Here is a 23,630-nt window from a genome sequence, read left to right as displayed (position 1 = left end):
GGCCCCTTTTTATTAACCCCATTGCGCCCGCAGGCATTAGGCTGACGTCACGCCAATCGGACCGGCGTCAGCAGCGGCTTGCCGGCATAAAACGCCGTAATATTATCGATAACCAGCTGCGCCATCGCCGCACGGGTTGCGCGGGTGGCGCTGCCGATATGCGGCGTCACCACCACGTCATCACGGTTCAACAGCGCCTGCGGAACCTGGGGCTCGTTGGCGAAAACGTCCAGACCCGCACCGCCGATGGTACCGAGGGTGAGAGCCTCCGCCAGCGCCTCCTCATCCACCACGCTGCCGCGGGCAATGTTGATTAAAATCCCCTGCGGCCCAAGGGCGGCGAGCACGTCGTGATTAATCAGCTTCTGGCTCTCCTTCCCCGCGCTGGCGCATACCATCAGCACATCGCTATTTTTCGCCAGCTCCAGCAAATCGGGATAGTAGGTCACCTCGCTGCTTTCCACGGGATTGCGATCGAAGCAGGCAATGCGCATCGCAAAGCCCTGCGCCCTTTTAGCGACCGCCCGGCCAATGCGGCCGAAGCCCACGATGCCCAGCCGCCCGCCGCTGACTTTGGTTGACTGCGGGTAGGCGCCGGACTGCCAGCCACCGCGCTCAATAAACTTCTGCGCGCCGGTAATGCGCCTTGATACGTTCAGCATCAGGGCGATCCCAAGGTCGGCAACGTCATCGGTCAAAATATCCGGCGTATTGGTCACCTGGACGCCTTTTTGCGCAGCGGCGCGAATATCCACGCCGTCATAGCCGACGCCAAATACGGCGATTAGTTTTAATTGTGGCAATTGATTAATCAGCGCAGCTTCAACCTTCGACTCCCCGCTGGCTAATATGACCTGGACTTCCCCGGCAATGGCATGCAATTGTTCAGCGGACAATTTACTGTATTCATACAACGTGTGGGCGAGCGCTAACTCATCCGCTAACACCTGCGGTACTTTATCCACTCGTAATATAACTGACATATCAGCATCCTGTATTTAATAGTGATTCGGCCACATAATCCTGCGGCTATTTATTTCTGGTACGAGAGCTGGCCGTTTTTCAGCGGTAATTTATTGAAGTTAATGCACAGCGTTCCAACGGTGTAGAACCCGGCGCAGACGGCGAAATAGACCAGCACGCTTTCAAAGCTCCCGGTGGCCTGTAAAATAACGCCCACCAGAATCGGCACCAGAATCCCGGCGCAGCTGTTAGCCATATTCATCAGCCCGCCAACCAGACCTACGCGGTCTTTCGGCGCCAGAATGGCCGGGAAGCTCCAGTAGAGGCTGCCGAACATCATGAAGAAGGCGGCGACGGAGAGCAGGCCAACGGCGAGGTCCGGATCGGTCACTGTCGACAGCGCGTACAGCACGCTCAGCCCGACGATACCGGAGATAGAGAGCAGGCTTTTCAGCGAGACGTTATGGCTGACGCCTTTTTTCACCAGGAAGTCGACGAAGAAGCCGCTAAACAGGCATCCCAGCGTCCCCATGATAAAGATGATAAACGTTGAGTTACCGATAGAGGCCAGCTGCAGACCCTGCGCCTGCGCCAGATAGCTCGGTCCCCAGGTCAGCAGTCCCCAGTACACCATGCCCCATGAGGCGCGGCCAATCATGATCGCCGCCATCGTAAACCAGCTGATCCCCAGCCCCTTAGTCGGCGCGGTATTCTCCTCACCGGTCGCGCTGCTGACGTTGCCGGCGGCAATATACGCCACCTCCTGCGGGTCTACTTTCGGGTGTTCAGACGGGCGGTCGCGCAGAATTCGCCATGCCACAAAGCCCAGCAGCATGGTGAAGAGGCCGACCACCACGAAGGTGACGCGCCATGAGTCCAGCAGCACGATTAAATGGGCCACGATAATCCCGCCGATCGCCACGCCAAGCGGGCTGCCGGAGTCCATGATAACCGCCCCGCGGCCCCTTTCAGATTGCGTCAGCCAGGTTGAGCTCAGCTTCGCGCCGCTGGGTGAAACCGGCGCTTCCATGACCCCTAAACCGATACGGGAAAGGATCAGGCTAATTCCGCCGCTCGCCAGGCCGATAATGGCCTGGAAGAACCCCCAGCCAAACAGCGCGCCGGTGATCACTTTACGCGGGCCGTAGCGGTCGAGCAGCCAGCCTCCCGGCACCTGCAGCAGAGCATAGGACCAGAAGAAGCTGCTAAGAATCAAACCCTGAGTGGTCGGTGAAAGATCGAACTCTTCTTTTATATACGGCATCCCGATCGATAAGGTAATACGATCCATCAGGTTAACGGCTAATAAGAAGAACATCGTGGCAAAGATAACCCAGCGGTAGTTAGTGGGTTTCTTTGTATTTGGTAATGGAGTGAGTGTAGAGTCAGACATAATTAACCTTCGATGTTAAAAGTCGTTAAAAAAATAAAACGAAATTAATCTATGAGCGTTAAGTACCCGGTGAACATTAGTTACTCTTTTTTCTTAAGATGAACAAAAGAGCGATTGATGAACTTATGTTACAGACATAACAACATATACGTCAAAAACCGTGTGCGACCTTAATCACAGAACATGGAAATGTGCTTATAATCATTTTTATAATCCCGGATAAAAATACCGGCCATGACGTTAAGTTCATTCTCATCGATAAATAAGAATAAACTGTGGAGTTAAAAATAAAATAAATTGCGCCAGCGGCTTATACCCCTTACCTGGAATTTCAGCGGCGGCGCATTTTTATTTCTCAGGCGCCGACAGGGTAGCCCAACCATTTTTCCAGCATCTGCCGGGACTGGATCAGCACCTCGAGGCTATACGCCGGATCGATAGGTGAATCCCCTCGCAGCGGATAGCTGTCGCGCTGGCGATGCATGCGCAGCGGAATCTCCAGGCTACAGGGAATCGCGCGCGCCTCCAGCTCTTTCAGCATTGGCACATAGTTCAGCTGGCCGTAGCCCATCGGCGTGAAGTGCACCTCCCCGTCGCGGACCTGCAGATCCTTCAGGTGGCAGTGCTGAGCCCCCGGCAGCATGGCGATCGCCGCCGCAACCGGATCGACGTCCGGGCACAGCGAAACAATATTGCCGGCATCAACGTTGAAGGCCACCGCCGGACTATCGATAGCCTCCAGCAGCGCAAAGCCGTCGTCGGCCAGGCGGAAGACGTCATAATTCGGATCGCCGCCGTTTTCCAGACAGATCGTGCAGCCGTGCTCGGTGGCAACCGCCGCCAGCTCGCGCAGGTTATCGATAATACGCGCGCGATCGGCGCTTCTGCCGACGCAGACGTTGATCCATTTTGCGCCAATCATGCTGGCAAAGCGGATACGCTGGCTGAACTGCTCCACGGCATCCGCGGCGCCCATATTCATCGTCGCCCCCAGCGAATGCGTACCCAGCTGGTGTTTTTCCAGCAGCTCGCGAATATGCGCCGCGTTTTCCGCGCCAAAGAGCTCGGGCGGCATATCGCCAACGTAGCCCTGGTTATAGGCCAGCTCAACGTAATGAAACCCGGCTTTTTTAATGGTGCTAAAGGCGACGTCGGTATCAAGGCCGTCGAACATCGCGGTATTTACGCCAATCACAAGTTTACTCATGACGATCCCTTCCTTTATGTTGCAGAGCTGCCAGCGTTGTTGTTGCCAGAATAGCCGATAAGCCAGCCCCGCGTTTATCAAACACCCCGGTGATAGCAGACCCGAACCTACGCCAGCAGCGCTTTCGCCTTAGCGACCACGTTCTCAACGGTGAAACCGAACTCTTCGAACAGCAGCTCAGCCGGCGCGGACTCGCCGAAGCTGGTCATGCCGACGATGGCGCCGTTCAGCCCCACGTATTTGAACCAGTAGTCGGCGATACCCGCTTCCACCGCCACGCGAGCCGAAACCGCTTTCGGCAGCACCGATTCACGGTACGCCGCATCCTGCTTGTCGAACGCGTCGGTGGACGGCATGGATACCACCCGCGCCTTCACCCCTTCCGCAGACAGCTGGTCCCACGCGGCAACCGCCAGCTCAACTTCTGAACCCGTGGCGATGAAGATCAGCTCCGGCTGGCCGGCGCAATCTTTCAGCACGTAGCCGCCGCGGGCAACGTTCGCCAGCTGCTCTTCCGTACGTTCCTGCTGCGCCAGGTTCTGACGCGACAGGATCAGCGCCGTCGGGCCGTCGTGACGCTCCACGCCGTATTTCCACGCAATCGCCGATTCCACCTGGTCGCACGGACGCCATGTGCTCATATTCGGCGTCACGCGCAGGGAAGCCACCTGCTCGACCGGCTGGTGCGTCGGGCCGTCTTCGCCCAGACCGATGGAGTCGTGGGTGTAGACCATCACCTGGCGCTGCTTCATCAGCGCCGCCATACGTACCGCGTTACGCGCGTACTCCACGAACATCAGGAAGGTGGAGGTGTACGGCAGGAAGCCGCCGTGCAGGGAGATACCGTTGGCAATCGCGGTCATCCCGAACTCGCGCACGCCGTAGTGGATGTAGTTCCCGGCGGTGTCTTCGTTGATGGCTTTCGAACCGGACCAGATAGTCAGGTTCGACGGCGCCAGGTCAGCTGAGCCGCCGAGGAATTCAGGCAGCAGCGGGCCAAAGGCTTCAATCGCATTCTGCGACGCTTTACGGCTGGCGATTTTCGCCGGGTTAGCCTGCAGCTTCGCAATGAACTCGTTCGCTTTCGCGTCGAAGTCGGCCGGCATCTCGCCTTTCATACGGCGGGTATACTCGGCGGCTTCCTGCGGGAAGGCGCTGGCGTAGGCGGCAAACTTCTCGTTCCACGCCGCTTCTTTTGCCTGGCCGGCTTCTTTCGCATCCCACTGCGCGTAGATGTCAGACGGGATTTCAAACGCCGGGTGTTTCCAGCCCAGGGCCTCGCGGGTCAGCGCGATTTCCGCGTCGCCCAGCGGCGCGCCGTGGGAGTCGTGGGTACCGGCTTTGTTCGGCGAACCGAAGCCGATGATGGTTTTGCACATCAGCAGGGACGGCTTGTCGGTCACCGCGCGCGCTTCTTCCACCGCGCGCTTGATGGCGTCGGCGTCGTGGCCGTCAACGCCGCGCACCACGTGCCAGCCGTAGGCTTCGAAACGTTTAGCGGTATCGTCGGTGAACCAGCCTTCAACGTGACCGTCGATGGAGATGCCGTTGTCGTCATAGAACGCCACCAGCTTGCCCAGCTTCAGAGTACCGGCCAGGGAGCACACTTCGTGAGAAATGCCTTCCATCATGCAGCCGTCGCCCATGAAGGCGTAGGTGAAGTGGTCAACGATATCGTGGCCCGGACGGTTGAACTGCGCCGCCAGGGTTTTTTCAGCAATCGCCATGCCGACCGCGTTGGCAATCCCCTGGCCCAGCGGGCCGGTGGTGGTTTCAACGCCGGCGGTGTAGCCGACTTCCGGGTGGCCCGGGGTTCTGGAGTGCAGCTGACGGAAGTTTTTCAGTTCTTCAATCGGCAGATCATAACCGGTGAGATGCAGCAGGCTGTAAATCAGCATTGAGCCGTGGCCGTTGGAGAGCACGAAACGGTCGCGATCGGCCCAGGCCGGGTTGTTCGGGTTATGATTCAGGAAATCACGCCACAGGACTTCGGCAATGTCAGCCATACCCATCGGGGCACCCGGGTGGCCAGATTTGGCTTTCTGTACCGCGTCCATGCTCAGCGCACGAATAGCGTTCGCCAGCTCTTTACGCGATGACATCGTCCGCCTCCTGTTTTTCCAGCAGCTCGCTGAGCATCGTCTCCAGCTTTTGCTGGTCCTGGGCAAACAGGCGAATGCCCTCCGCCAGCTTATCAACCGCCATCGGGTCCTGATTGTGCAGCCAGTAGAACTCGGACTCGGTCAGCGGCGACGGCGGCACCTCGCCGGCCTGCGGAGGCACCAGCGCAACGCGAAGATCGCCCTCCATTCGGCTGAGCTCCTCCAGCAGCGCGGGGGCGATGGTCAGGCGATCGCAGCCGGCCAGCGCCATCACCTGCGCCGTTTTACGGAAGCTTGCGCCCATGATCACCGTCGGGTAGCGGTGCTTCTTATAGTAATCGTAAATATTGCGCACCGAGACCACGCCCGGATCGTTCTCCGCCACGTCGTCTTCCAGCAGATTACGTTCGCGATACCAGTCGTAAATTCGCCCGACGAAGGGTGAAATCAGCCACACTCCCGCTTCGGCGCAGGCGCGCGCCTGGGCAAACGAAAAGAGCAGCGTCAGGTTGCAGTGAATGCCTTCGCGCTCCAGCTCCTCCGCCGCCTTAATCCCCTGCCACGTCGCCGCCAGCTTGATCAGCACGCGGGAGCGGTCGATTCCGGCCTGCTCGTACAGGCGGATCAGCTTGCGCGCTTTTGCCACGCACAGCCCGCGGTCGTAAGAGAGGCGGGCGTCCACCTCCGTCGACACCTTGCCCGGCACCTGGCCCAGCAGCTCGAGGCCAATATTTACCGCCAGCTTATCGCCGGCGTTAATCAGCCGCGTTTGCGCCGTGCCGCCCTGCTCGCAGGCCCAGGCGATAGCCTGCTCGATCAGCGGCCGGTAGAGCGGCTGCGCGGCGGCCTTCAGGATCAGCGACGGGTTGGTCGTGGCATCCTGCGGATGGTATTCACGGATAGCGGTGATATCGCCGCTGTCCGCAACGACGGTGGTCACTTCTTTCAGTTTTTCCAGAATGGTCATCGTGATGACTCCTTTATTCTTCAGCGCGGGCCGCACCGTCCGGGTGAACCAGCGTTTCGTAGTAATCGATACGCTGCACCTTCGGCCCGGAGCGCCCGGCTTCAAACTCGGCGGCAAGCCAGGTATCGACCAGCATCAGCGCCAGCTCGCTGCCCACCACCCGCGCCCCGAGGGTCATAATTTGTGCATTATTGCTTTTGCGGGCGCGATCGGCCGAGTAAACGTCATGACACTGCGCGGCGCGAATGCCGGGTACCTTATTCGCCACAATCGCCATCCCGATGCCGGTGCCGCAAAACAGCAGCCCGCGCTCAAAGGTGCCCTGGCGGATAGCCGAAGCCAGGTTAAAGGCGATATCCGGGTAGATCTGCTCATTTCCCGCCACGTCGTGGCTGAAATCAACGACCTCGATGTCCCGCTGCTGAAGATGTTCCTTTACCAGATTTTTCAGTCCGGTCGCAGCATCATCCGCACCGATTGCGACTTTCAACATTTTTCTTACCTCATCAATGACAGCGTTAGTATCAAACTTATGTTCAGAAGCCGCTCGTGTGATGGATTCAGGCTGGAATTCCCGGCCGCTTAACTGAACTAAAGTTCACTAGTTGTTCGTATGTAATAAGGTTTAGCAAGAAAACGACGGCTAAAAAAGGGGGAATCGCACAAAAAATAGCTTTATTAAGCAAATCACGACCGCGATCACATATCCACCTACTGAACATTTGATTGAATCATGTGATCTGATAGCGTTCATTTGTGATGGTACAAATAGCCAGAAACTGGCGGCTGGGAAACTAAATACAAATCATCTGGAGAAGACAAAATGAGCTGGATTTTTAACCGACCGTCAGACTTTGCAAAAGAAATGGTGGCGGGCTTCGTCAGCGCGCACGCGTCAATGGTGCGCCAGGTTCCCGGCGGGGTCGTGCGCAACACCCAAAGCCGGCCGGGCGGCGTGGCTATCGTGGTCGGCGGCGGATCCGGGCACTACCCCGCCTTCGCCGGGCTGGTGGGCCAGGGCCTGGCCCACGGCGCGGCCATGGGCAACCTTTTCGCCTCCCCTTCCGCGCAGCAAATCTGCTCCGTCGCGCGGGCGGCCAACAACGGCGGCGGCGTGCTGCTGATGTTCGGCAACTACGCCGGCGACGTGCTGCATTTCGGCCTCGCCTGCGAACGGCTGCGCGCCGAAGGGATCCCCTGTGAAACCATGGCTATCACCGACGATATCTCCAGCGCACCGCTGGCTGAAAAAGAGAAGCGCCGCGGCGTAGCCGGCGATCTGGTGGTGTTTAAAGCCGCCGCCGCCGCCGCAGAGCGCGGCGATTCGCTGGCCGAGGTGCTGGCTATCTCCCGTCGCGCCAACGAGCAAACGCGCTCGCTAGGCCTGGCCTTCAGCGGCTGCACCTTCCCCGGCGCCGAGCACCCGCTGTTTACCATTCCGGAAGGGAAGATGGGCTTTGGTATGGGGATCCACGGCGAACCGGGCATTAGCGAACTGGACACCGTATCGTCGAACGAACTGGCGCAGATGCTCACCCGCACTCTGCTGGAAGAGCGTCCGCAGGCGATCGCGCAGACTAAAGGCGCGCGCCTGGGCGTCATTATTAACGGTCTCGGCTCGGTGAAGTATGAAGAGCTGTTCGTGTTCTGGCACGACGTGCAGCCGCTGCTGCAGGAAGCCGGCGTCGAAGTGACCGATATCCAGATTGGCGAGTTTGTCACCAGCTTTGATATGGCTGGAATGTCGATGACCTTCGTCTGGTTTGATGACGAGCTGGAGGCCCTGTGGCTTGCCCCCGCCACCGCTCCGGCCTTTAGCCGCGGCTCCGTTCTGCCGCACGTTCCCCTCGATCCGCAGCAGCTGGCGCAGAGCGGCGAGGTCACCATTCCCCAGGGCAGCGCGGAATCGAAAGAGGTCGCCGTCAAGGTGATGGGGATGATTGACGCCGTCGCGCAAACGGTGATTGATAACGCCGAAGAGTTTGGTCGTATCGACGCGATCGCCGGCGACGGCGACCACGGCATCGGTATGGAGCGCGGCGTCGTAGCCGCCCGCAGCGCGGCGAAAAAGGTGCTGGAACGGGGTGCCGGAGCCGGTACCCTGCTACAATTCGCCGCTGACGCCTGGGCAGACGAGGCCGGCGGCACCTCTGGTGCCATCTGGGGCGTGATCCTCAATACGCTGGGCATCACCATCGGCAATCAGGAAAAGCCTGACGCCGCGCGGGTGGCGCTGGCCATCTCCCAGGCCAACGCCGGGGTGATGCATTTTGGCAAAGCCAAACCCGGCGATAAAACCCTGGTCGACGTGCTGCTGCCGTTTAGCCAGGCGCTGAGCGCGGCAACGGACGAGGGTCTCTCTCTCGCAGAGGCCTGGAACAAAGCCGAGCGCGTCGCCCGCCAGAGCGCGCAGGATACCGCCCAGCTGCTGCCAAAAATCGGCCGCGCCCGCCCGCTGGCGGAACGCAGCCTCGGCACGCCGGACGCCGGCGCGGTCTCGCTGGCGATGATCATCGCCGCGGTAGGCGCCTGCATGAGCGACAACCCTGAAACTGAAGAACATCGGGAGAACGTATGCCCCTAAGCCCCATCGTCGGCACCAGCCATAAAACCTATTTTGGCTATGGCCAAACCCAGGCGTGGTGCCAGCAGGTTGCCGATCTGCTGCGCCAGCAGCCGGCAGAGCTGACGGCGCGGCTGCAGCTGTTTACCTTCCCGGCGATGCCGGCGGTCGCCGCGGCGCTGCGCTGCTTTGAAGGAACGGCGATGGCCACGGGAGCGCAGAACATCTGCGCCGCCCCGCCCGGCGCCTGGACCGGCGAGAGCAGCGCCGCCATGCTGCAGGAGATGGGCTGCCGCTACGTCGAGCTGGGCCATGCCGAACGGCGGCGCCACTTCGGCGAAAGCACCGACGTCATCAACCAGAAGATCGATATGGCCTACGCCACGCATCTCACGCCGGTCGTTTGTATTGGTGAAGACCAGCAGATGAGCGCCGAAGAGGCCGCCGCTTACGCCATCGGCCAGGTACAGGCGCTGCTGGCACACCGCGGAGACGGCGCGCTGCCGCCGACGATTTTTGCCTGGGAGCCGCAGTGGGCCATCGGCGCGCCAAAGCCCGCCAGCGACGACTATATCCGCCACGTCTGCCGGGAGCTGCGCGCGCATTTGCAGCAAAATTACGGCCCGCAGCTTCAGGTTATCTACGGCGGAAGCGCGGGCCCCGGCCTGCTCAGCCGCCTGTGGCCCGACGTTGACGGCATTTTCCTCGGCCGTTTTGCCCACCGGCCCGAGGACTTTGCGTCAATTCTTGCCGAAGCGCAGCAGATAGCGGCCGACCGCCCGGAGAGCTAGCCGCCCTTCCCGAAGCGCGACGGGGTTTGCAGAGAACCGTCGCGCTTACCCTGCTTGAGGTAAAAACGTTTCTGATATACTTTCAGCAAATGTTCACCCCCTAAACATTAATCTATCGCGTGGAGAAAGCAGCCGAATGGAAAAATCGAGCGCGTCCCAGGAGTATGAGCTACTCACCGAGATTGCCGTAGCCTACTACTGTGATGAAATAACGCAGGAAGAGATTGCCAACAAATTTGGCTTCTCGCGTATTAAGGTCGGACGTCTGCTAAAACGGGCAAAAGAAGAAGGGATCGTCGAGATCAACGTCCGCTACCACCCGATCTTCAGCACCCAGCTGGAGAAGCAGCTCAAAGATCGTTTCCCCATCACCCGCGCGCTGATCGCCCTCGACCATAACGATGAAGAGGAGCAGCGTCGCCAGGTTGCCACCCTGGTCTCCAGCCACCTCAACAATATGCTGAAAGATAACGTGGTGGTGGCGGTGGGTCAGGGTCGCAACGTGGCGGCGGTCGCGGAATTCTCCGGCACCATCCAGGCGCGCGACTGTCGCTTTATTTGCGGCATCGGCGGCACCCATCGGCCGGGTGATATCATCAACGCCGATCATATCAGCCGTCTGCTGGCGAAAAAATTTGGCGGCAGCAGCGAGTCGCTGTACGCGCCGGCCTACGTCGAAAATATGCAGCTAAAAGAGCTGCTGCTGCAGAACGGCACCATCAAAGAGACGCTCGACCGCGCGCGCAAGGCCGATATTGCCCTGGTTGGCATCGGCGATATGAACGAAGAGAGCTACATGGTGAAGCTGGGCTGGTTCACGCCGCAGGAGATCAACGACGCCAGCATTAACCAGGGCGTTATCGGCGACGTAGCCGGTTACGACTTCTTCAACTCCCGCGGCGAGCACGTCAACACGGTGATGGACAACCGGGTGATTGGCCTGAGCGTTGAAGAGCTCAAGCAGATCCCCTGCGTGATTGCGATTGCGTCTGAAAATACCAAAGCAATGGCAATTATGGGCGCCCTGCGCACCGGGGCCGTCGACATCATCGCCACCAGCGCCCGCAACATTCGCACGATTTTAAGCATGAGCCAGTAATCCGCCGGGCTGATTTTTAGCCCGACAAATTGCCCCCTCAGTTAATCAGAACAGGCGGAAGCGGTATTCAACGATCGCTTCTGAGGCCAGGGTGTAGGTTCGGGTGTAGCGGCCGTCGGTCAGCACCGGCGTTTTTCCGCTGCTTTTGTACGACCAGCCCGGACCAAACATCAGCCATACCGTCAGATTCTTAAAGCGCGGGTCGGAAGGAATCCAGCGGCTGAAGGCGCTAATTTCACCGCTGCGCACGTGATTGCCCCGGTAGCTAAACTGGGCAATATTGCCGGCCAGGCCGATCGCCAGCTGCGGAGTCAGCTGGTAGTCAGAGATATTCGCCAGTATCAGCTCCCGGTCGCGCATGTAGTCATCGCCCGCATAGGCCATTGAGATAAACGTGCCGCGCGAGTTTTTGCTCATATGCCGCGGGTAGAAACCCACCTCGTTTGCTTTTTTAGCCTCGGTATAGCCGATGCCCCACCTGCTGCTCCAGCGCTGCGCTTTCCAGCTGGCATCAAGGGCGAAATGGCGGGCGCTATCATCGAAGTCGCGCCTGTTCGCGGGCATCGCGCGATACTCATCAAGCGCGCGGGTCGCGTATATCTGCATGCCGATATTCAGCGGCGCTATCGGTCTGAGATTGGCAAACAGCAGGTGGCGGCGCAGATAGTTATCGCTTTCGCCATAGCCATACTGCAGATCCAGATAGCGGCCTTTCCACAGCAGCTCGCCGCTGGCCAGGTGGTTAATTTCGCGCCCGGCGTTGGTCTGGAAATGCTTCTTGTCCGGCGAATTGCGATCCATCGAGTTTTCCACGTACGCGCCGCGCAGCGTCAGGTCGCCATAGCTCAGAGCACCGCTCCAGCCGGAGTAGGTGGTCGGCGACAGCCGCGTCGAGGTCGAGATGACGCCATAGTTTTTCAGCACCTGCCAGCCCCAGCGGGCGTTAAGCTGCATATCCGCGACGCGGTACTTCAGCTTAAGATTACGCTGGCCAAATTTAGAGAAGCCTTCGGCATTATTTTTACTATTACCGGGACCGTTATTGTAGAGCACGCCGCGAGAGTTAAAGTAATCGCTGGCGCCCAGCTTAACGGCGCCATAATAGATAATATCGGCGCCGAATATATCGTTAAAATAACCCGACTGATAATCCACGGCGATCCCCTGCCCCCACGCATTATGCACACGCTTAGGATTGGCGTTCTCTTCCTTAAGATATTTCCAGTAGTTTTTTAACGATAAGGTCATGTGCGAATCGTGGAAAAAAGGCTCACTAACAATGTCGTTCATTAGCGAAGAAGGCTGCTTAGCTTCATTATTATTACCGCCCCAGGCGGCTGTCGAAGCGCTAAGGGCGATAAGCGCTGCGGTAACGTGAGTCAGATTCATAGTATCCCCCAGAGTCGGGCCGAACCGCATCCTTACCAACGGCGGGTAATAATGAGATGCGTATAGCGCGCGAAAAAATTTGATACTGATTTAAAAAAGATTTGATACGTACGACACTGCCATTTAAGAAAGATTTTTGATACCGAATACATCGGCTTTAGCTGAGGGTATAAAAACCGACTGAGGCCAGTCCGTGGCCAACACGAAGGGCTTAAGGTGCCAGCACCAGTAAGTCGTCGCGATATAAGTCGCTGATTTTATCCTGGCCAATCTCTGATATTTCAGAAGCGACGATTTTGCGCCCCATCCGCTTCTCAAGGTCAGCCAGAAATGTATTCATATCCCCCAGCATTTTTCCCGTATAGCCGGCAACGATGATGGCCTGCTCTGGGGTAAGCCTGGTTTCTGACCGGGGAAATCTCACCGGACACAACATCAGGAAGTCAGCTTTGTACATGTCTTCCAGATGTGAGCGAGTCAGCTTTTTCATGGCTGCATTGGTGATTTTTACTCCTTTGCGTGCGCCCACATCATTCCTCAGCTCATGGGGCTTACAGACCGCAGCACCAGTGTAGCCCGCAATGATTACAGCCTGCTCGCGGGTGAATTTGCGCAGCGGGTCAGGCTGCCCTGGTTCACCCTGCGGAACCTCCGCCCCCGGTGCGGCTCCTGCCTGAGGGGCCAGCTCCGCGTGAATCTTGCGGAGATTTTCATAAAGCTGCTTGTTGTCCTGCATCTGGTATTTCAGGAGCTGAGATGTTGCTTCAAAAAGCTCATTACGCACGACGCAGGCTTCCATTCTGGCAACACAGAGCTCAAGCTGTAGGTTGCGGTCAGGCGATTTTTGTTCTGCCGGCTGTTGTTCAGTCTTGTTTGTCATTCATCGTATCCTCATATTGTTCGCTGTATTGCTCGCCCAGTGCCTGCGCAGCTGCTGCTGCCATCAGTTCAGAATCGTAATCTGACGGTTTTACCTGTGACTGGAAGGGCAGTCCGTATTCATTTGTGTAAATTCCATTAAGTAAATCACCTGTTATTTCATAGGTGAATGTCGGCATAATTCCCCCTTACGATACATGGTCAAATACCTGCCATGTTGAACCATCGAATTTGACCTTAATCGTTTTTCTGGCGATGGTGGTGGTAAATGTATAAGGCGTATTCCCGTTAACGTTTACATCACCGGTTATTTTATATGTCCCTGGACTGACTAATACCATCTCATAACCATGTCCGACACGATGAGATGCCGCCGGAGGCATTGTGATAGTCACTCCTGCAGCGGTTACCCATATATCCGGATACCATCCACTAAGGGACACATCGGCAGAAATGATTAATGTGCGATTAAACCTCCTGTAATTCTGACCGTTTGGCCCAATAGCCATAGTTGAGTTAGCCAGGGTTACATCAGTTAAATCGTCACTGGAACTCCAGAGCATGGAATAGATATTTTTTGTACCAAAGCGGGAGCCAACGATTGCATCAGAGTTTTCACTGAAGCCAATTCTAGGCGTGCGCCCGTACAGTTCCGTGCTGGCAGAGTGAAAGTTAATCTGCGAATCCTGAGCCCTGAAACCGTAGGTAAATCCGAAACCGTTCAGGTTGGAGCTTCTTGCAAAATACGCCGCTGTGATGTTCTGGGTGGAGTTCGGCAGGGTCACGGTATCGTAACCCACGATACTGCCCGTTACGGCCTTTTTCGACGAGAGCCCCATCTCGATACCGGTAGCATTGGTGATATCAGAGTTTTCGGTAACAAAAAGGTTGAGGTTCGCTACGTAAATTTTGGTGATGTATTCCGTATAAAGACCCACTCCGCTCGCCGGTGTGGTTGTTGATGTTTTAGAGTCGGCCCACATATCGACAGTAATAATACCGGTGACCGCATTAACATCCTGAACCAGACCGATGCAATACGGTGCATGCATCGTTCTGATATAGTAACCCACCTCTAATTTTGCGAGCGTCATGGCATAGACAACGGGGTCAATCTGCGCCGTTGTGGCGGTATAATTTGCGCTGGCGACATTGTGATAGCTCTGCCGTTCCGGGCTGGTGTTATCCAGGTAAACCGGCACCGATTCATAAATATCATATGCGCGCAGCTCCTGTGCGCTCGCCACCCCCATTAACGGGATATTAAAGCCCTGACCCGGAACGGGCTGCCCTGCGCGAACAGAAAAAAGGCCCGCATTTCGTCGAATACCATTACCGCAAAGGCCAGCAATATGCAGCCCACCATGAAGCAGTAATTTACGGTCTGCCGCAGAGCCCATCTCATCGTACAGTTCAGCGTCGTTTGTCGGATCGTAGCCAAGATATGGGAGGGGAGCATTTTTATCTGCCAGGGTCTTCATGCGACCGAGAACTTCGTGGACGCTGAATTTCTCGTTTGCTCTGACCAGCCAGGCCCCAAAGCCATCACCGCTCTCGTTAAGGTCTTTACGTATTACTGCATCGCCCAGTACGGGGATCGCTTTAGATAACTGGTCATAGGCGTGCTTTTCAGGCTCGATACCTGCTGCCGCCAGCAGGTTCAGTAATTCGGCCTGTACCACGTTAAACCAGTCTGCGCCCGGCCAGCTTATCCCGCCTTGCTCCTGACTTTCACCAAACCAACGTGGGGTCATGGATTGTTGTTCTTTCGGCTCCGGCATCTCCGGGACGCCGCTGGTATTGTCGAGATGATACATAGCGGCTCCTTACGGCTTCTCTGGCCAGATGATATCGGTTGCAGTGGTATCTACCCGACTCACAGCGAGACGGTACTCTTCCCACCTGGCAAGCTGAGCGGCTTCATCGTCGGTGGCCTGACCACTGCTGACGGCGTAGCTCAGCAGTGAGATCTGCTCGGATGCAGCAGACAGCAGCTTAGCCTTCTGGCGGTCAGCCTGAGCGATAAGGTAAGCCCGCTCGGCCTCTTCATTTTTCACCCAGGCTGAGCCATCCCACTCATCAAACTGGCCCGGCATTTTGAGTGTGTAGCCGTCAGGAACAGGACCCACTTCAAGAATGGTGATCGTCTCGCGGGTTTCGGTATTCCAGGCAAGCTGGCCGCGCAGGTCTTTGAGGTAAATCCATTCTGTGCCATTCCAGCGGGTGACGAACGTCGGTTTGACCTCTGGCGGGGCCACGAACGTGCAGCCCTCCGGCAGGGTGAACCACGCGTCAGAAACGACGTGCTTCGTCCCGTTGCTCTCGTAATAAAGCTGACCGGTCTTATCTTCAACCTGTGACCACTGGCCATTGGTGAACAGCAGAACGTAACCGGCATCAACGATCGGTGGTTCAGTGGTAACGGCCCATTCAGGAAGAGATTCACTCAGCGCGGAAATAACAAATCCGGTGCCGTGAATATTCCAGTAACGGGTCCCGCGAATATCGTCCACATATTCCCATACGTCATTTTTAAATATGCCGGTCTGGCCTTTACCCGGCTCACAGGGAATATGCGTTGTATTAACGGGCAGGCCCGTACCTGCCGGAATAGTCATAAAAACGGAGCCGATATAAACACCATCGACATCGTACTGATAAAGCCAGATGGCCTGCGGGCTCTGAGAGAATTCAAATGACATTACGCTAACCTCACGATGGCGTTAAAGGCGATATTCTTGACGGTATTTTCGGTATTCCCGGTGCTGGCCACCGTGGCCGTGTGCGCATGTGGACCGATGTAGACCGTGTGATGGTGAGCCGGGGCGGTACTGGTGTTGTTACGGGTACGACGGGAGTCGTTGTCTGAGCCGACAACATAATTATCATCCCACACGTCACCCGGTGCGAGCATTCCGCCCTGGTGAAAGTGCTCGTTATCGTCGCTCGTCTGTTTCGTGCCGAGGTCGGTACTGTTGATCGTCGCATCGTGGGCGTGAAGCTTCACGCCATCGGCTTCTAAGGACAGCAGTGTACGCCCGGAGGCAGGCAAAAACTTGATGGTCTGGCCGCGCATGTCCGGCAGAACACCGGAAGGATACGCCACAGCAAGGCGCGGATACGCTGTTTTATCGAAGCTCTGACCCAGCATCAGCATAAAGCCGGTCGGCGCTGTCGCCCCCGGCCACGCAAACGGAATACCCGGCGGCAGCATATAGTCCGAGGAGAAAATACGGATGGCCTGCGCAAACTGATCCAGCTGCGTTTTATCCGGCGTGATATTTGCCAGCGCCAGCACGTTCAGCATTTCCGTCTGAATGGCATTAAACCAGTCAGCGCCCGGATAACTCGGCTGAATACCGTCGCCGCCTTCGGTAAACCAGCGGCGCTCGGTAAATAATACCGGCTTAATGGCGGGCATATCAGGAACGGAAGAGGCATTATCCAGGTGATACATAATTAAACCTCGTAAAGAAAATCATAATCGTGCCCGGCGAGCCGGTAACGACGTAAAAAACATTCCAGTATCTGCGCCTGCAGACTGATTAACGGCGTCAGGACGTTGCTGATACTGCGAAAGCGGATCATCGGCATATCCGTGACCGTCACCTGCAGCAGGTAGCGGTATTTATGCGAATAAATCGGATACATGATGTCGCGCATGACGTGGTGCGGCAGGATTTCGGTCACCTGAATAGTGAAGCCCAGCGCATCCTGCACGGCCTGCTCAATCTGCCAGGTGGCCAGTCCGCCCTTGCGGTGATACTTCTCCACCACGGCATCACGACGGCGGTCGAAGCCGTCCGGGATGGCGTTGCAGTCCGGCAGACCGAGATAGTCCTCCCAGTCAGCCAGCAGCAGGTCAGTGGTCTCCGGGCGCATCTCGGTGACCAGCAAATCCGCGTTCGCCTCCGCCAGCTGCAGGCGGGAGCTGAAGCCCCGGAGCAGTGACGTCAGCGCCGCCGTCTGGTCGCGAGGCCACGCTTTACCGCGCGGCATCAGCTGCTGCAGGACGTCCTGCCAGTCTTCTACACGATGCGCCATGTGATTGCCCCCAGCGTCAGCAGCTCATAGTTCTCGCTGGCCTGATTGGTGGTGAGGTCCAGCTCGTAGTCGGTGACGCCCGTCGAGGAGCCGATGGCCGTGCGGATAGCGGAGAGCAGCAGCGTGTCGCCCGGCGAGACCGAACGGAACAGCGCCTGCAGGCTCAGGGTGACCGCAGAACGAATGGCCGCAGTGTCGGGGATAACGCGGATGGTCAGCGGTACCGGCTTAAGCGTCAGCGGGATGGGCCAGACCTCGATACCGCCGGGCTTGCCGACGTACGTCCCGGTCGCCGGGTCCTGATGGCGGAACAGGTACGCCTGCATTGCTTCGCGGTCGGTCCCGGTCGGGATAATGTCAGTGCGCTGGTCGTAGACCCATGCAAGGCCGACCGTACCCAGCCCGTGCCAGCAGTCAAAGGCCCATGCCCGGCTGATGCCCGGCAGTTCGGTGGCCCAGATAACGTAATCATGCAGAGCGCCGCCGGTGGGCGGGTTACGTTTGCGGTACAGCAGGCGGGTCAGCAGTTCGGCCACAGACTCGACGTCCGCACCGCCGGAAATACCCGCATCCGCCACCACGCCATCACTGTTCACTCCGGCCACCGGGGAAATCAGAGTCAGGACGTCGCCCGCCGTCAGATTGCCGCTGAGGCCCGTCTCGTCAGCCTGCACGGTGACGGTGATTTTGCCCGCTGACGGGTCACTGGTGGCGGTGACGTGGTAGCGTACGCCGTCCTGCGTCTGCATTTCGGTATCGAGCACCAGCGGCTTTGTGCCGGTGAAGGTGACCGGGCCGCTGGCATAGGATGCGGCCTTACGTATCACTCCCTCGTAGCGGGCGGTATCAATAATGGTTTCGTCGGCGGACTGCTCTGACGGGATTATCTGGTTTTTTATCCACGTCTGATAATCGTAGACGTCGCGTAAAGCGCCACTGAAAGCAGTATTTAACGCGCGTTCAACGCCGACAATCGGTAATTCCTGGTCGAGTTCAATCTCTAAATCCTGAATACCGGCACGAATAAGCTGGCGGAGCGTCGGGACATTAAATGTAGCCATTTTCTACCGCCTCCCAGCGTTTCTTTATTTCGACGGTTAACTCGGTTTTATCCGGGCGGGTGAGAATAATGGTTAATGCCAGCCAGTTAATACGGGGAATAGTGGCAATCACCTGCGCATTTCGCGCATAGCCGTAACGTAATAAAGGCTGCATGGCCAGACGGGCGTAATTCTCCGCCCGGAGTCTGACCTCTTCGGTCAGCTTTTCACGGTCAATCAGCCAGAGCTTTGAGCCCCATTCAAAATCGCTGAAGGAATTACCGCACCAGCCGCGACGGTCATCGGTGCCGTCGGGTATTTCGTCGCTGGTATCTGCCCGCGCATCAGTAAACAGGCAGATATACACCAAAGAAACAAGGCCCTCGTCAAACGAAAGGCCATTGTGTTCAATCTCGATATCGCCGCCAGCGGGCAGGTGCCAGTTTATTCTGATGGTCATAAGGGTTTAGTCGTGTTTTCACCGTCACCATCCTTATGAATATGGTCAAGGAAACTTTTCCCCTGAACCTGAATATCTTCACTGAAAGAAGTGGGGCCGGTGATATTTATCTGTTTACCGATAATGTCACAGCTTTCTTCGGCAACCACATTTACCGTCTTCCCTGTTATTTCAATCACGCCATTCTTTTTCAGACGAATAATATGGCCTTCCTGATGATAAATAACAACGTCACCTTCTTCGCCGCTACGGGGGCGACTCCCTTTATCCTCGACGGCGATGGCCACCATCCCGCCGCGACGGCCACCGACAGCAACGACAATCGCCTCGGAGCCCGCAGGCGGGACGCTGGTAAAGCCATAGTTCTGGAAGCGCTCGACGTCGTCATTGGTCTCATCGGCCAGCGACTGCACCTGCAGGTTCTGCCGACCGAGGCTATCCGTCACGATGCGTACCAGCGCACGGTCCACCATCAGGCGCAGGCGGCGGCCCAGCTCAGCAAAGGAACGCCCGAAATTCGCTTCTTTCAGTCCCACGTGACCCCCACGGATGTTTTTTTGCCTTTTTTCTTCGCCTTCTGCGAGGGCATATCCAGCGACTCAGGAGGTGCCAGTGTCAGTACAGTCAGACGGCCGCTGTCACTTTCCATAAATGACACGGATTTAATCAGCCAGGTAACGTCGAGTTGCTGGATTTCATCGGTCACCGGCACCAGTCGGTTAGTATCCCACAGCGGCCCGGTAGCACCGTTTTCACGCCAGCCCGCCACAGTGATTTCGGTGGTGTTGGATTCGCCCAACACGTAAGCCTTATGCCACTCCCCACGGGCGCTGGCCCCACCGACCGTCAGGCTGTCCTCATTGACCAGAATCTTCGGACGATAGCGGGTGATCTCCGGGTCACTGACCACCGTCTGGCGTCCGCCGACCATCTTTACCGGCTGGTCGTCCCACGTCGCACCGCCCGCACTGGCAGAGCCTTTGACGATGTACTGGCTGGCACGCTCACGCCAGCTGAAGCGGCCGCGGGCGGCCAGAATATTGTCGCCGAGGGTGAGCGACACTCCGGCCCGTTGGGTGGAGGCGCGGGTGATGACCAGCCGCCCGTAAGCGTCTGAGGTCACCAGAACGCCGCGCTGTTTGGCCAGACGGTCGAGCAGTTCAAAGCCGGTTTCACCCTGTTCCAGGGTGATGCTGCCAAAGCTATCGCCGGTATCGGTCTCGTTAACCACCTCGATGCCGTAGGGCTTGCAGATGGTGGCGGCCAGTTTCTCCAGCTTCAGGCCTTTCCACTGGCCGGACTTATCGACCACCGAGCTGTCCACCAGATCGCCGGTCTTGTCGCGCCCCATGACGCGCAGGGAGACATTCTCCGAGTCATAGCTGGGAATGAAGTCGTCGATGTAGCCGGTCATGACGCGGTCGCTGCCGATGGAGACCGTGCAGGACTGGCCGGGCTTGATGGAGCGCGGCGCGGCAGCAGACCAGCGGGCGGTGACGGTCAGATCAAACTCGCCCGCCACGGACTCCAGCGAGCGGTTGATGGTCATATCCGTCCAGCCGCCCCAGACCTTGCCGTCAACGTTCAGGGTTAACTCTTCAGTCATTGCTGATGATCTCAATCGTCTGTGAAGGCGTAATAAAGGCGGGATAACGCAGGCGGTTGCGGGTCACCAGCTCATCCCGGTTCTCAGCGTCGCCGGTCTCGCGGTAGGCCAGCAACATCACCGGTACAGTCCGGGCAGGCGTGACGCGGCGCAGCTCCGGCAGTTGGATACTGCGGATACGCACGTCATTGACCACAGCGAACCGCAGCTCGCGAAGGGAGCGCCACAGCTCTCGGAGGCCGCTTTCGACAGCTTCCGCTGCGGTCTCGCCGAGACGCTCAGCCAGCTGGTCGCCGGTGTTCTGTGCATCCTGGCCGGTCTCGAAGGTCGCGGTGGCCACCGCTTCAGCCTGAGCGACCAGCGTGGAGATAATGACCAGCCGCCGGAAGTCAACGATATTGGTCTCCATCGCCGCCGTGGTCTCCGGCGTCGATGCCGGGGTGACGCTACTGGCAAAACCGGTATCGGTGTTCACGCTGATGTTATCGACAAGGGATTTGGTCGCAGACTGCGCGGCCCGGTCGCCTTCCCATTTGTCGCGCAGCTGGTCATAGACCCGCAGGGCGAACGGCGGCTCAGAGACCAGGTCCTTCATATCGCTGATGAGGCCGGTGATATCGCGGATCATTTCACCCGGAGCGGCGGCCACAATGCCGGCGAGGTCCTTAAACCGATTGAGGCGGTCCATCCACTCACTGAGTGCATCCGGCAGAGTCGGCAGGCTGGTGACAAAGCCCTCCATATCCTCCAGCAGGGTGTCCACCATGCTGCCGACGCCATCGAGTGCTGCAAAATAATCGCCGCTGGCCAGCGCTTCCTTGACCTTGTCCGCCGCGCTGAGCGTGGTGGCGCTGGTGTCTTCGGTGCCGGACGGAAACAGCTGCTCGCCAGCTTCATACACCTCAAAGGATACGTAGGCAATCCCACCTTCCTCGGTGGAAAGGCGATGTGTGACGCGGCCTGCCTGAACCTTCTGCACACCAAACCACGGATGCACCAGCTCGCCGGGACCGGCGGTATTGAGTGCGGCCAGCAGGCGGTTCATCTGGTCGATGTAGTCACTGCCGAGCAGGATCGCGTTAATCTGCTGCTGAGTCAGTACCGCGCCGTGGTCTTCCGTCCAGCCCACCTCTTTTTTGGGGTAAGCGTGAGGGATAGCGCGGCGACCGCCAGTCCCCTCGACGTCGCGGAAAAAGAAAGGAGCGCCCCGGAACGAGGCATCGCGGAGGTCTTCCCATTTAGTGGCCATTACTGCTGCTCCATGTTGCGAACACCACTGGACGCACTCATGGTAACGCCGGGGGCATTGACCTTGACGCTGGTCACCTGAACCCGATCATCTTTAACAGAAACCTCGATACTGCCTTTCAGCTGCTGGGGCAGGAACGGGTAGCCAGACTGGTTCTGGGGCTGCATTGAAGCCCACGGCGACGGGTCTTGGTAACCCGCAGGTGACGACGAGGGAGACGTGAAAAAGTTTTTGATATCCTCCCACATCGTTGAACGCTCATTGTTCTGCTGAACCCTTTTAAGGAGTTCTTCGCGACCCTCGTCCGAAAAAGGGTCCATATCAGTTAACCCCATCAACTTACTGGCAATTAACCCGCCTCGGGCAAGCATTCCAGGCCAACCAGGAAGGTCGGCGGCAGTATCAAGAAGATCGTTAACCTTATCTTCACCTGTTCCGCCCAGCCCACCTGCTGGCCAGTTGGTCACATAAACTGGCATTACACCGGAACCGAACACATCAGAGACACCATTTGGTATACCCTTGCCCTTATTTGGATTCAGCACATCCCAGACACCTTTACCAAATTGAAACGCTTTGCGGGCTGCAATAACCCCCCCGACTGCGATGGCGATATTTTTACCAATCTCCAGCCAGTGCTGGACGGTTTCCTGGTCAACGGAGTTAATAGCGTCGGCCAGTTCCTGTACTGGTTTTGCAAGATTGCTGTTCGCGAATTTCTTCCACGTAACGTTCAGGCTGGTCATGGCGGAAGTGAAGTCCTGAGCTGCATATTTAGCATCCGCCATAATGCCTGAACCGTCTGCCACTACAGCGTTGTAACGGGCAAAGTTTTCTGCACCTTTACCTGTGGTGACGCTGGAAATAACCAACCGGCTGTAATCGGTAAGTCCTGCTTTTGCCAGACGTTCGTCCTGACGTTTAGGCCCATCTTTACCTGAAAGTTGCGCGATATTTTTAACAATCTCATTAATAGCCAGCATTCCTCCGCTTTTATCACGCAGCTTTACACCGCTGGCTTCCAGAATTTTGGCGATTTTGGGATTACGTAGATCGTTGAGTAAGTTAAAAGATGCTGTAGCCGCCAGATCTCTGTCACCCACCGCATCCATTGCTGATTCCATTACCGCACCCATTTCCTTGAGCGCTTCCGGCCCGGTTCTTCCAGTCCCTGCGTAGGCCGAGAAAATTTTAGTACCACTTTGCGCAAAATCCTTTAATTCAAAGCCTCCTTCTTTACCCAATTGATTTAGAAAATCCATTGCCAGAAGATTTTCCTGGTCAGATTTAGTTTTGAATTTCTGAAAAGTTGCAAACAATCCACCGATAGAATCGCCATCAGAGCCGGATGCTGCTATTGACGCTGCCATCATCTCCTTATTTTTGACACCAAAATCCAGGTCGCCAGTCATTTTATTTACGTTTGCCAAAGCCTTCATCACTTCAGCATCGTCCACACGGAATTTAATAGCCGCATCCTGGGTGTCAGAAAAAATCTGTCGCATCTCCTCACGTGTTTTCCCAGCTGCAATCCCGAGTTCAGTCAACGCTCTGTCAGTTGTTGCGAACTCCCGCAATATTGCACCACCGGCAAACCCTGCAATCATAGTGGTGTATCGATTTCCCAGCGCATCAAGGCCGCGACCTGCAGCAGCTGATGTCGCTTTAACAACCGACATCGCCCGCTGATTGGTGCGGGCGAACTCGGACATGTTAGCTCCATACTGACGGGCTTTGGCTGTCAGGTTGCCTGCCAGATTAATGAGTATTTCAGTGGTGAGGCGGTTTGCCATGTTGCTTCCTCAGCTGCTCTGTCAGGCGCAGCAGCTGCCGGAGAGGCAACTGCTGCAGGTAGGACATATCAAAACGTTGGGACAA

At 57.3% G+C, this 23,630-nt stretch carries 21 protein-coding genes and 1 pseudogene; 3 read left to right on the top strand and 19 right to left on the bottom strand.

The annotated features are described in order from the left end of the window. Positions 1 to 47: 47 nt before the first annotated feature. The 6 genes from MMW58_RS06690 to MMW58_RS06665 all read right to left on the bottom strand — a co-directional run bounded on the left by MMW58_RS06690 (position 48) and on the right by MMW58_RS06665 (position 7,125). A complete protein-coding gene (locus MMW58_RS06690) occupies positions 48 to 983 on the bottom strand; it encodes a 2-hydroxyacid dehydrogenase (protein ID WP_241722963.1) in 936 nt (311 codons plus the stop codon). 50 nt (positions 984 to 1,033) lie between these two features. Further along, positions 1,034 to 2,356, bottom strand: a complete 1,323-nt coding sequence (locus MMW58_RS06685; RefSeq protein ID WP_045857833.1) for an MFS transporter — start codon at positions 2,354 to 2,356, stop codon at positions 1,034 to 1,036. Between the two features lie 355 nt (positions 2,357 to 2,711). After that, the gene (locus MMW58_RS06680; protein WP_133601468.1) at positions 2,712 to 3,563 is read right to left on the bottom strand and encodes a sugar phosphate isomerase/epimerase family protein; all 852 of its coding nucleotides are present in this window, start codon (positions 3,561 to 3,563) and stop codon (positions 2,712 to 2,714) included. Between the two features lie 107 nt (positions 3,564 to 3,670). Then, positions 3,671 to 5,665, bottom strand: a complete 1,995-nt coding sequence (tkt, locus tag MMW58_RS06675; protein WP_241722962.1) for a transketolase — start codon at positions 5,663 to 5,665, stop codon at positions 3,671 to 3,673. After that, positions 5,652 to 6,632, bottom strand: coding sequence for a transaldolase (tal, locus tag MMW58_RS06670; RefSeq protein WP_159236097.1), 981 nt, complete (start codon positions 6,630 to 6,632; stop codon positions 5,652 to 5,654). The genes tkt and tal overlap by 14 nt, the downstream gene beginning before the upstream one ends. Before the next feature lie 13 nt (positions 6,633 to 6,645). After that, positions 6,646 to 7,125 carry an RpiB/LacA/LacB family sugar-phosphate isomerase gene (locus tag MMW58_RS06665; RefSeq protein WP_045857825.1) on the bottom strand — a complete coding sequence of 160 codons (480 nt, stop codon included), beginning with the start codon at positions 7,123 to 7,125 and terminating at the stop codon, positions 6,646 to 6,648. 330 nt (positions 7,126 to 7,455) lie between these two features. Here MMW58_RS06665 and MMW58_RS06660 point away from each other — a divergent pair, with 330 nt between their 5' ends. The 3 genes from MMW58_RS06660 to MMW58_RS06650 all read left to right on the top strand — a co-directional run bounded on the left by MMW58_RS06660 (position 7,456) and on the right by MMW58_RS06650 (position 11,085). Next, positions 7,456 to 9,216, top strand: a complete 1,761-nt coding sequence (locus MMW58_RS06660) for a dihydroxyacetone kinase family protein (RefSeq protein ID WP_159236098.1) — start codon at positions 7,456 to 7,458, stop codon at positions 9,214 to 9,216. Further along, positions 9,207 to 9,986, top strand: a complete 780-nt coding sequence (locus MMW58_RS06655; protein ID WP_241722961.1) for a triose-phosphate isomerase family protein — start codon at positions 9,207 to 9,209, stop codon at positions 9,984 to 9,986. Before MMW58_RS06660 ends, MMW58_RS06655 begins: the two co-directional genes overlap by 10 nt. 136 nt (positions 9,987 to 10,122) lie before the next feature. Continuing rightward, positions 10,123 to 11,085 (top strand): sugar-binding transcriptional regulator, encoded by a 963-nt coding sequence (locus MMW58_RS06650; protein WP_045857819.1) that lies wholly within the window; start codon positions 10,123 to 10,125, stop codon positions 11,083 to 11,085. 45 nt (positions 11,086 to 11,130) lie between these two features. Here the strand turns inward: MMW58_RS06650 and MMW58_RS06645 are convergent, their stop codons facing one another. From MMW58_RS06645 to MMW58_RS06585, 13 genes and pseudogenes are all read right to left on the bottom strand, one after another. After that, positions 11,131 to 12,474, bottom strand: a complete 1,344-nt coding sequence (locus MMW58_RS06645; protein WP_241722960.1) for an OprD family outer membrane porin — start codon at positions 12,472 to 12,474, stop codon at positions 11,131 to 11,133. A gap of 211 nt (positions 12,475 to 12,685) precedes the next feature. Continuing rightward, positions 12,686 to 13,354 (bottom strand): hypothetical protein, encoded by a 669-nt coding sequence (locus tag MMW58_RS06640; protein ID WP_241722959.1) that lies wholly within the window; start codon positions 13,352 to 13,354, stop codon positions 12,686 to 12,688. Beyond that, positions 13,338 to 13,532, bottom strand: a complete 195-nt coding sequence (locus tag MMW58_RS06635; protein ID WP_241722958.1) for a hypothetical protein — start codon at positions 13,530 to 13,532, stop codon at positions 13,338 to 13,340. Before MMW58_RS06635 ends, MMW58_RS06640 begins: the two co-directional genes overlap by 17 nt. 9 nt (positions 13,533 to 13,541) lie before the next feature. Further along, positions 13,542 to 15,170: a hypothetical protein gene (locus MMW58_RS06630; RefSeq protein ID WP_241722957.1), complete on the bottom strand. Its 1,629-nt coding sequence runs from the start codon at positions 15,168 to 15,170 to the stop codon at positions 13,542 to 13,544. A gap of 9 nt (positions 15,171 to 15,179) precedes the next feature. Beyond that, on the bottom strand, positions 15,180 to 16,055 hold the full coding sequence (locus MMW58_RS06625) for a tail fiber assembly protein (RefSeq protein ID WP_241722956.1): 876 nt from the start codon (positions 16,053 to 16,055) through the stop codon (positions 15,180 to 15,182). After that, positions 16,055 to 16,174: pseudogene (locus MMW58_RS30415) on the bottom strand (phage tail protein); the annotation flags it as partial. The pseudogene MMW58_RS30415 and the gene MMW58_RS06625, both read right to left, overlap by 1 nt. Before the next feature lie 638 nt (positions 16,175 to 16,812). After that, positions 16,813 to 17,397 (bottom strand): YmfQ family protein, encoded by a 585-nt coding sequence (locus MMW58_RS06615; protein ID WP_044348627.1) that lies wholly within the window; start codon positions 17,395 to 17,397, stop codon positions 16,813 to 16,815. Then, the gene (locus MMW58_RS06610; protein WP_241722954.1) at positions 17,382 to 18,458 is read right to left on the bottom strand and encodes a baseplate J/gp47 family protein; all 1,077 of its coding nucleotides are present in this window, start codon (positions 18,456 to 18,458) and stop codon (positions 17,382 to 17,384) included. The genes MMW58_RS06615 and MMW58_RS06610 overlap by 16 nt, the downstream gene beginning before the upstream one ends. Beyond that, positions 18,445 to 18,897 carry a phage GP46 family protein gene (locus tag MMW58_RS06605; protein ID WP_019704449.1) on the bottom strand — a complete coding sequence of 151 codons (453 nt, stop codon included), beginning with the start codon at positions 18,895 to 18,897 and terminating at the stop codon, positions 18,445 to 18,447. Before MMW58_RS06605 ends, MMW58_RS06610 begins: the two co-directional genes overlap by 14 nt. Beyond that, complete coding sequence (locus MMW58_RS06600) at positions 18,894 to 19,433, bottom strand: phage baseplate assembly protein V (RefSeq protein ID WP_154964230.1); 540 nt, start codon at positions 19,431 to 19,433, stop codon at positions 18,894 to 18,896. The genes MMW58_RS06605 and MMW58_RS06600 overlap by 4 nt, the downstream gene beginning before the upstream one ends. Then, positions 19,424 to 20,503 (bottom strand): phage baseplate assembly protein, encoded by a 1,080-nt coding sequence (locus MMW58_RS06595; RefSeq protein WP_154964232.1) that lies wholly within the window; start codon positions 20,501 to 20,503, stop codon positions 19,424 to 19,426. Before MMW58_RS06595 ends, MMW58_RS06600 begins: the two co-directional genes overlap by 10 nt. Continuing rightward, positions 20,496 to 21,752, bottom strand: a complete 1,257-nt coding sequence (locus MMW58_RS06590; RefSeq protein ID WP_154964234.1) for a DNA circularization protein — start codon at positions 21,750 to 21,752, stop codon at positions 20,496 to 20,498. Before MMW58_RS06590 ends, MMW58_RS06595 begins: the two co-directional genes overlap by 8 nt. Continuing rightward, positions 21,752 to 23,545 (bottom strand): phage tail tape measure protein, encoded by a 1,794-nt coding sequence (locus MMW58_RS06585; RefSeq protein WP_154964236.1) that lies wholly within the window; start codon positions 23,543 to 23,545, stop codon positions 21,752 to 21,754. The genes MMW58_RS06590 and MMW58_RS06585 overlap by 1 nt, the downstream gene beginning before the upstream one ends. Between the last annotated feature and the right edge of the window lie 85 nt (positions 23,546 to 23,630).

The organism is Klebsiella sp. HC6 (genome assembly GCF_022605325.1).
GTDB classification, from domain to species: Bacteria; Pseudomonadota; Gammaproteobacteria; order Enterobacterales; family Enterobacteriaceae; genus Klebsiella; species Klebsiella terrigena.
The sequence above is the reverse complement of the archived record's forward strand: the minus strand, read 5'-3'. Positions and strand labels throughout refer to the sequence as shown.

Excerpts from the sequence above, each read along its gene's own strand:
- tkt (WP_241722962.1), bottom strand. The coding sequence starts at position 5,665 with ATGTCATCGCGTAAAGAGCTGGCGAACGCTATTCGTGCGCTGAGCATG.
- MMW58_RS06680 (WP_133601468.1), bottom strand. The coding sequence starts at position 3,563 with ATGAGTAAACTTGTGATTGGCGTAAATACCGCGATGTTCGACGGCCTT.
- MMW58_RS06655 (WP_241722961.1), top strand. The coding sequence starts at position 9,207 with ATGCCCCTAAGCCCCATCGTCGGCACCAGCCATAAAACCTATTTTGGC.
- MMW58_RS06685 (WP_045857833.1), bottom strand. The coding sequence starts at position 2,356 with ATGTCTGACTCTACACTCACTCCATTACCAAATACAAAGAAACCCACT.
- MMW58_RS06605 (WP_019704449.1), bottom strand. The coding sequence starts at position 18,897 with ATGACCATCAGAATAAACTGGCACCTGCCCGCTGGCGGCGATATCGAG.
- MMW58_RS06665 (WP_045857825.1), bottom strand. The coding sequence starts at position 7,125 with ATGTTGAAAGTCGCAATCGGTGCGGATGATGCTGCGACCGGACTGAAA.
- MMW58_RS06615 (WP_044348627.1), bottom strand. The coding sequence starts at position 17,397 with ATGGCGCATCGTGTAGAAGACTGGCAGGACGTCCTGCAGCAGCTGATG.
- MMW58_RS06635 (WP_241722958.1), bottom strand. The coding sequence starts at position 13,532 with ATGCCGACATTCACCTATGAAATAACAGGTGATTTACTTAATGGAATT.
- MMW58_RS06660 (WP_159236098.1), top strand. The coding sequence starts at position 7,456 with ATGAGCTGGATTTTTAACCGACCGTCAGACTTTGCAAAAGAAATGGTG.
- MMW58_RS06610 (WP_241722954.1), bottom strand. The coding sequence starts at position 18,458 with ATGGCTACATTTAATGTCCCGACGCTCCGCCAGCTTATTCGTGCCGGT.
- MMW58_RS06590 (WP_154964234.1), bottom strand. The coding sequence starts at position 21,752 with ATGGCCACTAAATGGGAAGACCTCCGCGATGCCTCGTTCCGGGGCGCT.
- tal (WP_159236097.1), bottom strand. The coding sequence starts at position 6,632 with ATGACCATTCTGGAAAAACTGAAAGAAGTGACCACCGTCGTTGCGGAC.
- MMW58_RS06625 (WP_241722956.1), bottom strand. The coding sequence starts at position 16,055 with ATGTCATTTGAATTCTCTCAGAGCCCGCAGGCCATCTGGCTTTATCAG.
- MMW58_RS06595 (WP_154964232.1), bottom strand. The coding sequence starts at position 20,503 with ATGACTGAAGAGTTAACCCTGAACGTTGACGGCAAGGTCTGGGGCGGC.
- MMW58_RS06640 (WP_241722959.1), bottom strand. The coding sequence starts at position 13,354 with ATGACAAACAAGACTGAACAACAGCCGGCAGAACAAAAATCGCCTGAC.
- MMW58_RS06650 (WP_045857819.1), top strand. The coding sequence starts at position 10,123 with ATGGAAAAATCGAGCGCGTCCCAGGAGTATGAGCTACTCACCGAGATT.
- MMW58_RS06630 (WP_241722957.1), bottom strand. The coding sequence starts at position 15,170 with ATGTATCATCTCGACAATACCAGCGGCGTCCCGGAGATGCCGGAGCCG.
- MMW58_RS06645 (WP_241722960.1), bottom strand. The coding sequence starts at position 12,474 with ATGAATCTGACTCACGTTACCGCAGCGCTTATCGCCCTTAGCGCTTCG.
- MMW58_RS06690 (WP_241722963.1), bottom strand. The coding sequence starts at position 983 with ATGTCAGTTATATTACGAGTGGATAAAGTACCGCAGGTGTTAGCGGAT.
- MMW58_RS06585 (WP_154964236.1), bottom strand. The coding sequence starts at position 23,545 with ATGGCAAACCGCCTCACCACTGAAATACTCATTAATCTGGCAGGCAAC.